This window comes from Chlorobaculum sp. 24CR (assembly GCF_004118635.1).
In the GTDB taxonomy this organism is placed as follows: domain Bacteria; phylum Bacteroidota; class Chlorobiia; order Chlorobiales; family Chlorobiaceae; genus Chlorobaculum.
The window spans coordinates 23,798-34,705 of the sequence record NZ_SDGU01000017.1; the positions used below are offsets into that span (position 1 = coordinate 23,798).

Here is a 10,908-nt window from a genome sequence, read left to right on the forward strand (position 1 = left end):
GGTGGAATTCCGGCTGATGGTGAATGTTGCAAGTTGACCGAACATAACGATTTGCCGGAGAACGGCCATGAGCGTTTCTGTCAAATCTGACTGGCGCCAACTCAATACCAAACAACCTTACGCATTCCCCGTCATTGCGAGCCACCCGTATCCGGCCCGATACCGCACACGAACCTTGAACAGCGTGTATCTGCTCAGGAAAAAAGCGGAAACAACATTGAAAAAGAAATTGGGCTAAAGCCCTGATTTTGCTATTTCATCAACCCCGGACTGAAGTCCGGGGCAATTGCTGAGGAGCATAAGCAGCTCGCTCATGGACTTGACAATCCAATGGTACTCAGGCGGGCTTTAGCCCGTCGGACATTCAGCTCTCTTACATTCATATTGCCCCGGCTTTCAAGCCGGGGAGAGCCAGTCAGAAAAATCCCGGGGCTTCAGCCCAAGCTCTTGCGGCTAGCTTCCATCACATTACATGCGTTACCGATAGGGTGAAATACTTGCGAAACAAAGCATGTTCATGGAAAGGAGCGTAGCGACGTGGCAATCCATGCGGAATCAGCAGAAACTGTAAGAGGTGGATCGCCACGCCCCGACAAGTCGGGACTCGCGATGACCTGTCTCTCTTGACACAACACTCCATGGGTCAACGTTCAGCACACCGGAAATTCTCCGTCGGCGAGCTTCTGGCAGAAGGCGTCGATCCCGTCGAGTTCGCGGTCGATGATGCTTGCGGCGCGGCTTTGCAGCTCCGCCATGTCGGCTCCCGGTTCGGGCGTGATGCGGGCCGAGGCGATCAGCGGCTGATCGACCGGTCGCCCGATCTGGCTGCACAGGAACACCGCAACCTCCCGCACTCCGGCCACTTCGCGATGGATTCGGGCGGCGATCTCGCGGCTCAAAACGTTGTAGATTTTGCCGACGTGGTTCACCGGATTCTTGCCGGCGGCGGCTTCGGTGGTCTGCGGACGCCCGAACGCGATGAGGCCGTTGACCCGGTTGCCGCGCCCCACCTGCCCGCCGTCGGCCCCTTCCGCCGAGGTGCCGAGCACGGTGAGGTAGAGTCCCTGTTCGCCGCGCGATGGATCGTCGAGGGTGTTGATGTCGATTTCCGCGGAGTCGAACGCGCCGTTCTGGCTTTCGATGAAGGTCAGCAGCTCATCGCGCAGGGCGGCTTTCCGCTCGAAATAGTACTGCGGATTCGGGACGAAACGATCCACAAAAGCAATCGCCACCGTCAGTTGCAGCTTCCGCCCGTTGCGGCAGCCCATGATTTTGACGTCCTCGCCAGCTTCGGGAAATCGCGTTTTCAGCGCGGGGGAGTTGAGGAACTGCTCGACGTCGAGCACGATGCGCTCGGTCTCGCTCAACGGCGCGTAGCCGACGCCGACCGAGGTGTCGTTCGCGCCGATCACCTTGCGGGCGAAGGCGTCGGTCAGCTCCGGCGAGCCGGGCTTGATTTCGTTCTGGAAGATGAGGTGCGCGTCGGGATCGACGAAGCGCAGGTTCTCACGGATCCAGCGCCTGGCGGCGGCTTCGGCGATTTCGCCCACCGGGACGAGCTGGCCATTGCAGGAGTAGGTGGCGCGGTCGCCGAAGATCAGCTTCATCGGTTCGAGAATCATGCCGCCGCCGGTTTTCGGCAGGCTGCGGCCCGCCACGAGCAAGCCTTTGTCGATGTTGTGGTGGCAGATGTGGCCGAACCGACTCTGGTACTCGCGGCACAGATCGACAGAGACCGCCTCCATGATCGAGTCGCAGATCGTGTCGGGGTGGCCGATGCCCTTGCGCTCGACCAGCTCGAACGGCTGCTCCTCCATCGGAACGGCGTCGCTCCGTTCAACCGTGATGTTTCGTGGAATATTCATGCCAGTCGGTCTCCTTCAAACGCATCTTTTCGTGAGTATATGTAACGGGACAATTATTCATTCGGCAATTAGAACTCTCAGTCAATTGCCCCGGACTTCAGTCCGGGGTATGCGGATAAAACAAAATAAATCAGGGCTTTAGCCCAATCTCTTCAATCTGCAACCACTTGTTATGACTGCGACGATATAAATCGAGGAAGTCGATCAGGAAAGGGATTGGGCTAAAGCCCATGAAACACTGGTCAATTCTGTACCCCCGGCTTAAAAGCCGGGGCAATTATGATCGATACTTTTCAAGTCGTCGATGTATTTTCAGCGCAGTAAGAATCGACAGTGCAAGGCAACTCTCCGCGCCGTCCGCCGGTCAATTGCCGGGTTTCTTGGCTTCGGCGGACTGATCGTCGATTTTGGTGGCGAGCACCTTGTCGATGCGCTTGCTGTCCATGTCGATCACTTCGAGCCGCCAGCTCTCCCAGAAGGTGATGTCACCGGTTTGCGGCAGGCGTCCGAGCAGCCACATCATCATGCCGCTCAGCGTGTGATAGACCCCTTTCTCCTCCTCCGGCACCGAGCGAAAATCGAGCGTGTCCTTCAACTCCGGCACGGGGATCAGGCCGTCGAGCAGCCACGAGCCGTCCTCGCGCTGCACAGCCCACGAGTCTTCGAGGTTGTGCGGCACGAACTCGCCGGTGACCGCTTCGAGCAGATCCTGCAAGGTCACGAGGCCCTGGATTTCGCCATACTCATCGACCACGAACACCATCTGCGTCCCGGAGGTACGGAAGTGGTCGAGCAGCTCCATGCCGGTCAGGGTTTCGGGCACATAGACGCAGGGTTGGAGGTGCGCGGCCAGGTCGATAACGCCGCCCTTGATGGTCTGGGCGAGCAACTGCTTGGCATTGACCACGCCGAGCAGCCACTGCAAGCCGTTGTGGCAGACCGGGAAGCGCGAATGCTCCGACTCGCCGACGCGCTGCATGTTCTCTTCGACCGAGAGCGCCGTGTCGAGATAGATGATATCCGCACGCGGCACCATCAGTGAACAGAGCTTCCGGTCGTCGAGGCGGAAGACGTTGCGCACCATTTCGTGCTCCTGCTGCTCAATGATGCCCGCCACGGAGCCCTCTTCGAGCATGGCGTGAATCTCCTCCTCGGTGACGCTGGGATGGTCGTTGACCTGCTTGCCCATCAGTCGCAGGAGCGCGTCGGTCGATGCCGAGAGCAGGCGCACGAAGGGGCGGGTCGAGGCGGCGAGAATTTGCATCGGGCGGGCGACGATGCGGGCGATGCCCTCCGGGTCGGACTGGCCGAGCCGCTTGGGCACCAGCTCGCCGATGACGATGGTAATGTAGGTGATCGTCATGACGACGAGCACGGTTGAAATGATATGGCTCGTTTCCTGGCTCATGCCGTAAGATTCAAGCATATTTGAAAGCGGGGGAGTGAACGACGATTCACCGATGATGCCGTTGAGCACCCCGATGACCGTCAGGCCGATCTGCACCGTTGAAAGAAAGCGCGTCGGCTCGTGGCCAAGCTTGATGGCGGTGGCCGCCGCCTTGTCGCCATCCTCGGCCAGCTTTGCGAGGCGTGAGCGCTTCGCGGTAATCAGCGCCATCTCTGACATGGCGAACAGACCGTTCAGAAGAATGAGAAGAAAAAAGAGAAAAAGGATTTCCATGGATTCGGGTTAGGTGCAAGAACTGTATCCAGTCATGCAGACGGACACACGTACCGAATAATACGGTATTGGCGGGATATTATAAAGCGGGGTTTCAGAGGGGGGCTTTAGAGCGAGGAAACCTGTTGCCTGCGTCCGTTAATTGATTGTCTCAGCCTTTGGGATAACAGCAGGGGAAAAAAGAAGCTCCCCCGAAAATTCAAGAAAAGGAAGGGGCCTGATCTCGAAACACAACAACGAAGGAGCTGTAAAAAATACAGCTTCAATGTAAGCAAAAAAACTTCATATACAAAGCATTTCTGGCGTATGATAAAATATTTATGTCCGACGAAACGGCCTGATACGTGTAACTGTATGCAGCACCGACACATACACGATCAGGCCCGATTGACTGATTCTGCTCGTCCTGTAGCGCCGCCGAGGTGATGGCTTTTTGCTGATGGATTGGTAGATTGCAACATGATGATAAATCAACCGTGAATCGGCTTCAGGAGAGGAGGTTATGCTGGCCAGACAAATCGGCGTCAAGGAAGCCCAAGAGCGACTGCAAGAGATGCTCTCTCAACTTGCTTCAGGCGTGGAGAGGGTGCTTACGGACAAAATGAAGCCTGTCGCCCGACTGTGGTGCCAATAGCTGATCGAGTGGCCGGTTTGCACGCAGGTGCGCGCTGGACGGGGAAGGCATGAAATTGCTGCTGAAGATGCAGATGTTTTATCGGTTTAAATGCTCGATAGGCGAAGCCTGAAACTAAAGTTCTTATACAAGAACAAGAATCATTTTATTGCTCCGGCAACAATAAATCGCAAAGAGATTCTGGAAAAGAGGCTGTTATTCTGAATGGAGCGAAGCGGATTCATGCTTTGGTCCAGACTGCTGTCGGGAGAGAATCCATTTTATTATAAAAAAAGAGTTCTTGGTTTTTTTCCCGACAAGTCGGAGCAGAATCACACACAACAGGATGTTTGGCGCTTGCAGGGATTGAGGCATTGAATGGCTGATATTATCATTGACCTGCTGGCATCGGGGTTGAGCTATGACGAAATTGTTGAGGAGTTCTTCGGTCTTGAAAAAGAGGATATTCTGGCGGTTCTCAAATATGCCAGCCAAAAGCTCGATCACCCCGTAATCGCGGCATGACCATCTGGATCGATGCACAACTGTCGCCGTCATTGGCCGCTTGGATCAGCCGAACGTTTACGATCATCGAGGCAAAATCGCTGAGCAGTCTCGGTTTGCAACGAGCTGATGACAACGCCATTTTTGAGGCAGCGCGAAAAGCCGGTGCTGTTGTGCTGAGCAAAGATTCGGATTTCCTCAAACTCGTCGATCAACTCGGCGTACTGCCTCAAATCCTCTGGATTATCTGTGGCGACATGTTGAGCGCCAGAATGAGAGAGGTGCTTGAAAAATCCCTTGACAAGGCTCTCGAACTGCTTCGCAATGGAGAGCCTGTCGTTGAAATCAGCGATCTCCGTTAAGCCATTTGTCCAATTCGATTATCCAGTCTAAATTTTCATCCGGCTAACTCGCCGTCCTTCATCTCGCAACTCCCATTCATCTGCTCCCACTCCATCTCCCACCTAACTCTCCTTCGATTTTCGTACTTTTGGAGCATAGCATGTTGATCTAACTTGTTTTACAACATCATGAAAATCGGGATTTCCTGTCATCATACGTACGGCGGTAGCGGGGCGGTGGCTACCGAGTTGGGGAAGGCGCTGGCCTTGAAGGGGCATACGGTGCACTTTTTCAGCCAGGCGGCTCCGTTTCGGCTTGGGCTTTATTCGCGCAATATCCATTGCCACGAGATCGAGGCGATGAACTACCCACTGTTCGAGACGCCGTACCACTCGCTGGCGCTGGCGTCCAAAATCGCCGAGGTGGCGTATTACGAGGAGCTTGATGTAGTCCACGCGCACTACGCCATTCCCCACGCCATCAGCGCCATGCTGGCCCGCCAGATGCTCGAAGAGAAGTGCCCCGCATCGGAGTGCTTCCGGATTGCGACCACGCTGCATGGTACCGACATCACCATCGTCGGGGCCGATCACAGCATGAGCGACGCTGTGCGGCTCGCCATCAACAAGTCGGACGGCGTGACGGCGGTGTCGGGCTACCTGCGCGACGAGACCATTCGCATGTTCACGCCGCGCAAGAAGATCGAGGTGATTCAAAACTTTGTCGATACCTCGGTGTTCAAGCGCCTGCCCGGACGGCGCGATTTGCTGGGGCTGGGCGGCGGCAAGGTGGTGATTCACATCTCGAACTTTCGCCCCGTCAAGCGCATCATGGATGTGCTGGCGATCTTCGAGCGCGTCCAGCGCGACATCGATGCCACGCTGCTTCTGGTGGGCGACGGGCCGGATCGCGGCGAGGCGGAGAGCTGGGTGCGGAGCAACGGGCTTGGCGGCAGGGTGCGCTTTCTCGGCAAGCTCGACGACATCGTGCCGCTGCTCTCCATTGCTGACTTGATGCTCATGCCGAGCAACGTCGAGTCGTTCGGCCTCGCGGCGCTCGAAGCGATGGCGTGTGGGGTGCCGGTTGTTGTGACCGATGCGGGCGGCTTTCCGGAGTTCGTGCGGCAGGGGGTGGACGGTTTCCGCCATCCGCACGGCGACATTGAGGGGATGAGCCGCAGCGCGCTCTCGATTTTGCAGGACGACGTGGTCTGGCAGCGCTTTTCGGAGGCTACAGTAAACCAGGCAGGGCGGTTCGGGACCGCCCTGAAGGTTGAAGAGTACGAAGCGTTTTACCGCAGGCTCATCGACGAGGCCCGCCAAAGGGCGGCATCAGACAAGACTCACAACAAATAAGCTGAACCTGCATCGGCCTTGTCATTCTGAACGAAGTGAAGAATCCAGTCGAAATGCCTCGGCGCTACTCGAAAGAACTGGATTCTTCGTCGGCAAGCCTCCTCAGAATGACAGGGAGAACAGGCGAGTCAGCCCGCCCGTCAACAAGCAAATTCCTCTCAGTAGCGCTTGGTCGAGAGCAGCACCGAGCGGTAGTTCTCGAGATCTTCGAGCACTGCGCCGGTGCCGCGCGCCACGGCGGTGAGCGGGTCTTCGCTGATGTGCACCATCAGCTTGGTCTCTTCGTTGATCTTCTTGTCCAGCCCTTTAATGAGCGCGCCGCCTCCCGCCAGGAACAGGCCGCGGTCGAGGATGTCCGCCGACAGCTCCGGCTTGGTTACTTCGAGGCTCTTCTTGACCGAGGTGATGATCTGGCTGATTGGCGTGGCGATGGCTTCGCGAATGGTTGCGGAGTTGATTTCGCGCTCCTCCGGCAGGGCGGTCACCAGGTTGCGGCCACGCACCATCATGGTCAGCTCCTTGTCGAGCTTGTAGGCCGAGGCGATCCTGATCTTGACCTCTTCGGCGGTGCGCTCGCCGATGGCCAGGTTGTATGCCTTGCGGAAGTGGCGGATGATGGCGTTGGTGATGTCGGTGCCCGCCACGCGCAGCGATTCGCCCGAAGCGATGCCGCCGAGCGAGATGACCGCGATTTCGGTGGTGCCGCCGCCGATGTCAACGATCATGTTACCCATCGGCTCCTTGACGTCGATGCCGATACCGATTGCGGCGGCCATCGGTTCAGCCACCAGATAGACCTCCTTGGCGCCGACGTGCTCCGCCGAGTCGCGCACGGCCCGTTTTTCCACCTCGGTGATGCCGGACGGAATGCCGATCACCATGCGGCGGATGCCGAGCGAGAACTGTTTCTTGGTCTTGTTTATCAGGCCCCGGATCAGCTCTTCGGTCGCCTCGTAGTCGGCGATGACGCCGTTGGCCAGCGGCTTGATGGTAACGATGCCGGGGTGCGTCTTTTCGTGCATCAGGAGTGCGTCCTGACCGATGGCGACGACTTTGCCTGTATTGCGGTCGCGGGCGACGATGGATGGCTCGTTGAGCACGACGCCCTTGTTGCGGATGAAAATGAGGGTGTTGGCTGTTCCGAGATCGATGGCGATGTCTCTGAACAGGTTACCGAAAAAGCTCATGATGCGTAAGTATCTTGGTATGGTACATAGTGGCTTGGAAAGGGCGTTTTTCAGGCTGGATTCCAAGGTTTTGAATGAAGTCTTAAGGTACTTAATGGAACCAGTTTTTCAAATGAAATCATAGACCGGGAAAGCCTCATTTTGAGCCATTCGGCAAGCGTTCTGCCGGATGGCGGAGTTTCGTTTCAAAGAGCTAATGATTACATTCAGTGACGAAACAAAATGCCCCGCTTGCCGGGGCCATCATTATTAAAATAGAGATACGCAGTGTTAACGATCTACACTTTTCCCCAGGACGAACAAGACCTCAAACAACAGCTCAACCGGACGGTGTCATTCGATCCGGAAGCTCAGAAGACGGTCGATGAGATTCTGCACCGGGTCAGAACCGAGGGCGACGAGGCGGTGCTCGACTACACCGAGCGCTTCCAGGGCGTGCGTCTCGAAAGCATGATGGTGCCAGAGGCGGAGATCGAAGCGGCCTACGCCGAGGCCGATCCGGAGTTCATCTCGATTCTCGAAGAGGCGTTCGCCAACATCACGGCGTTCCACCGCAACGAGGTGGAGAGGAGCTTTTTCTATGAACAGAAGGGGGGCGTGATTCTCGGCCAGCGCGTCACTCCGATGGAGCGGGCGCTGCTCTACGTGCCCGGCGGCAAGGCTGCCTATCCGTCGTCGGTGCTGATGAATGCCGCGCCCGCGCAGGTGGCTGGCGTGGACGAAATCTGCATGAGCACGCCGTGCGACGCCGAAGGCAAGGTCAGTCCGCACATTCTCGCTGCGGCGAAGGTCGCGGGCGTCACGAAGGTTTATCGCCTTGGCGGGGCGCAGGCCGTGGCGGCGTTCGCTTTCGGCACGGAGAGCATCCCGAAGGTGGACATCGTCACCGGCCCCGGCAATAAATATGTCGCGCTCGCCAAGAAGCAGGTCTTCGGCCACGTCGCTATCGACAGCATCGCCGGGCCGTCCGAAGTGGTGGTGATCGCCGACGGGATGGCCGATCCGGAGTTCATCGTCATGGACATGTTCGCCCAGGCCGAGCACGATCCGGACGCTTCGGCGGTGCTCATCACCCCCTCCGCCGATCTTGCCGCCGCCGTGCAGGAGGCCGCTGCCCGGCTCGCGGGCACGATGCTGCGCGGCGAGGTGATCACCCGCGCGCTCACCGACAACGGCGCGATTGTCGTGACCGGCTCAATGCGGGAGGCGTGCCGTGTGTCGGACATGATCGCCCCCGAGCACCTCGAACTGCACGTTGACAATCCCTGGGAGATTCTGCCCGACCTGCGCCACGCCGGAGCGATCTTCATGGGGCCGTGGTCGTGCGAAACGGTCGGCGACTACTTCGCCGGTCCGAACCACACGCTGCCGACCAACGGCACGGCGCGCTTCTTCTCGCCGCTCTCCGTGCGCGACTTCGTCAAGCACACCTCGATCATCGCCTGGTCGAAGGAGGAGCTGGGCCGCTCCGGGGAGAAGATCGCCCGCTTCGCCGACCACGAGGGGCTTCAGGCTCACGCCGAGGCGGTGCGCACGAGACTGAAAAAGCTATGAGGGTCGAAGAGTTCGATTACACCCTTCCCGAAGAGCGCATCGCAACCTGGCCGCCTGCCGAACGCGGTTCGACGCGGCTCGTCGTGCTCGACCGGGCTGCCGGAACCATCGAGCACTCCGCCTACGCCTCGCTGCACGAGCGGCTCCGACCGGGCGATCTGCTCGTGCTGAACAACAGCCGGGTGATCCGCGCGCGGCTGTTCGCCCGCAAACCGACCGGCGCTCGCATCGAGCTGATGCTGCTCGAAAAGCACGAGGGGGTGCAGAACCTTGCGCTTTACCGGGGACGTCTCAAGCCGGGCGACCGCCTGCTGGCGCACGGCGCGGAACTGACGGTCGAAGCGCTGCCCGACCACGGCGTCGCGCGGCTCTCCTGCGAGACGGCGAATCTCGCCGAGCTGTTCGAGGCGCACGGCTCCGTGCCGATTCCGCCCTACCTCAAACGCGACGCCGAAGAGGTGGATCGCGAGCGCTACCAGACGGTTTTCGCCGAACTTCCCGGCTCGGTGGCCGCGCCGACCGCTTCGCTCAATCTCACCGACGAGCTGCTCGAAAAAATCAAGGCCAAGGGCGTCGAGATCGCCCGCGTCACGCTGCACGTCGGCCTCGGCACTTTTCTGCCGATCCGCTCGGAGAGCTTCGAGGAGCACGTCATGCACCGCGAGTATTACAACATTCCCGAATCGAGCGCCCGCAAGATCGGCCAGGTCAAAGCCCGTGGCGGGCGCGTCGTCGCCGTTGGCACCACCGTTACCCGCGCGCTCGAACACGCCGCGCCGAAGCTCATCGACAGCGCCTTCACGCAGGAACTCAGCGGCGAAGCCGACATATTTATATATCCTGGCTACACGTTCAAAATCATTGACGCCCTGCTCACCAACTTCCACGCACCGCGCTCCACGGTACTCATGCTCACCGCCGCCCTCGCCGGAAAAGAGCTGCTCAGGCGAGCCTACCAGGAGGCGCTCGAAAGCGACTACCGCTTCCTCAGCTACGGCGACAGCATGTTTATAGAATAATGAATGATGAATTGAAGAACTCTCCGCCAAATCGTCGCTTTTCGATTCCGTCCAACCCGTCCAACCCGTCCACAAAGTCCACTTTGTCCACCGTCGCCGCGAAACAAAAAAAGCCTCCGCTTGCTGACAGCGGAGGCCTTGAAAAGATGACAAACGTCGGTACTTGCCGGAATTATCAAGCCACGTTGGTTTTCTTTTTCCTGGCGCCAACGGCCAAGCCAACTGCGCCTATGCCGAGAAGAAGCGCCGTGGACGGTTCAGGAACGGCGGAGATGCTGTAGGTGCCAACCCAGTTTTCTGTACTACCGTAATAGGGATTAGCAGGGCCCCAAGGAGAGTTTTCTGATGCTACAGCATAATCAGATGGTGCGCCCAATAAAAGCGGGTCGCCAAAAGCCACTCCTGATGTTGGGGTTACAACGTTGTCTCCTCCTCCATAGTTCAGGATCAGGGTCGCCGGATTAAAAGTATTGACAGCAACCACCGGGAACGCGCTTGCAATGTCGAGGCCACCGATTGTGAGGTTGAGATTGCTGATTGATCCAGGTGCGCTGTCGTCCGCGGTGAAGGTTCCCGAGTAGGTCATCGGGGTTGAAGGGAAGCTCCACGGGTTCGACGCAAAATTTCCCGGCGCAAGAGCGACATTCGTGACGGTTACGTCGATGTTGTAGGTTATGATCGCGGCATTCGCAGTATAGTGGTCCCCGATTTTCGGACAGCGGTTTAAGGTGGTAACTTGGCTGAAAACAAGGTCAAGTTATGAGCGAGAAGAAACGCAACAAGTTCAC

At 58.1% G+C, this 10,908-nt stretch carries 9 protein-coding genes; 5 read left to right on the forward strand and 4 right to left on the reverse strand.

The features are described from left to right. Nucleotides 1-650 precede the first annotated feature (650 nt). Both EST62_RS03820 and EST62_RS03825 read right to left on the reverse strand, forming a co-directional pair. Nucleotides 651-1,865, reverse strand: coding sequence for a methionine adenosyltransferase (locus tag EST62_RS03820; protein ID WP_129050788.1), 1,215 nt, complete (start codon nt 1,863-1,865; stop codon nt 651-653). 364 nt (nt 1,866-2,229) lie between these two features. Beyond that, a complete protein-coding gene (locus tag EST62_RS03825) occupies nt 2,230-3,546 on the reverse strand; it encodes a hemolysin family protein (RefSeq protein ID WP_129050789.1) in 1,317 nt (438 codons plus the stop codon). 991 nt (nt 3,547-4,537) lie between these two features. Here EST62_RS03825 and EST62_RS13735 point away from each other — a divergent pair. The 3 genes from EST62_RS13735 to bshA all read left to right on the forward strand — a co-directional run bounded on the left by EST62_RS13735 (nt 4,538) and on the right by bshA (nt 6,360). After that, nucleotides 4,538-4,684, forward strand: coding sequence for a DUF433 domain-containing protein (locus EST62_RS13735; RefSeq protein WP_245153456.1), 147 nt, complete (start codon nt 4,538-4,540; stop codon nt 4,682-4,684). After that, nucleotides 4,681-5,025, forward strand: a complete 345-nt coding sequence (locus EST62_RS03840) for a DUF5615 family PIN-like protein (RefSeq protein WP_129050790.1) — start codon at nt 4,681-4,683, stop codon at nt 5,023-5,025. Before EST62_RS13735 ends, EST62_RS03840 begins: the two co-directional genes overlap by 4 nt. A 168-nt stretch (nt 5,026-5,193) precedes the next feature. Further along, nucleotides 5,194-6,360 carry an N-acetyl-alpha-D-glucosaminyl L-malate synthase BshA gene (gene bshA / locus EST62_RS03845; protein WP_167599164.1) on the forward strand — a complete coding sequence of 389 codons (1,167 nt, stop codon included), beginning with the start codon at nt 5,194-5,196 and terminating at the stop codon, nt 6,358-6,360. A gap of 158 nt (nt 6,361-6,518) precedes the next feature. Here bshA and EST62_RS03850 read toward each other — a convergent pair whose 3' ends face one another. Continuing rightward, nucleotides 6,519-7,547, reverse strand: coding sequence for a rod shape-determining protein (locus EST62_RS03850; protein ID WP_129050792.1), 1,029 nt, complete (start codon nt 7,545-7,547; stop codon nt 6,519-6,521). Nucleotides 7,548-7,814: 267 nt separating this feature from the next. On the opposite strand from EST62_RS03850, the gene hisD reads away from it, so the two are divergent. Together hisD and queA are read left to right on the forward strand one after the other, a co-directional pair. Further along, nucleotides 7,815-9,101, forward strand: coding sequence for a histidinol dehydrogenase (gene hisD, locus EST62_RS03855; protein WP_129050793.1), 1,287 nt, complete (start codon nt 7,815-7,817; stop codon nt 9,099-9,101). Then, nucleotides 9,098-10,120 (forward strand): tRNA preQ1(34) S-adenosylmethionine ribosyltransferase-isomerase QueA, encoded by a 1,023-nt coding sequence (gene queA, locus EST62_RS03860; protein ID WP_129050794.1) that lies wholly within the window; start codon nt 9,098-9,100, stop codon nt 10,118-10,120. Before hisD ends, queA begins: the two co-directional genes overlap by 4 nt. 175 nt (nt 10,121-10,295) lie before the next feature. On the opposite strand, the gene EST62_RS03865 is transcribed toward queA, so the two are convergent. Further along, nucleotides 10,296-10,706 carry a PEP-CTERM sorting domain-containing protein gene (locus EST62_RS03865; protein WP_129050795.1) on the reverse strand — a complete coding sequence of 137 codons (411 nt, stop codon included), beginning with the start codon at nt 10,704-10,706 and terminating at the stop codon, nt 10,296-10,298. Nucleotides 10,707-10,908 lie beyond the last annotated feature (202 nt).

Excerpts from the sequence above, each read along its gene's own strand:
- EST62_RS03820 (WP_129050788.1), bottom strand. The coding sequence starts at position 1,865 with ATGAATATTCCACGAAACATCACGGTTGAACGGAGCGACGCCGTTCCG.
- EST62_RS03825 (WP_129050789.1), bottom strand. The coding sequence starts at position 3,546 with ATGGAAATCCTTTTTCTCTTTTTTCTTCTCATTCTTCTGAACGGTCTG.
- EST62_RS13735 (WP_245153456.1), top strand. The coding sequence starts at position 4,538 with ATGGCTGATATTATCATTGACCTGCTGGCATCGGGGTTGAGCTATGAC.
- EST62_RS03840 (WP_129050790.1), top strand. The coding sequence starts at position 4,681 with ATGACCATCTGGATCGATGCACAACTGTCGCCGTCATTGGCCGCTTGG.
- bshA (WP_167599164.1), top strand. The coding sequence starts at position 5,194 with ATGAAAATCGGGATTTCCTGTCATCATACGTACGGCGGTAGCGGGGCG.
- EST62_RS03850 (WP_129050792.1), bottom strand. The coding sequence starts at position 7,547 with ATGAGCTTTTTCGGTAACCTGTTCAGAGACATCGCCATCGATCTCGGA.
- queA (WP_129050794.1), top strand. The coding sequence starts at position 9,098 with ATGAGGGTCGAAGAGTTCGATTACACCCTTCCCGAAGAGCGCATCGCA.
- EST62_RS03865 (WP_129050795.1), bottom strand. The coding sequence starts at position 10,706 with ATGACCTACTCGGGAACCTTCACCGCGGACGACAGCGCACCTGGATCA.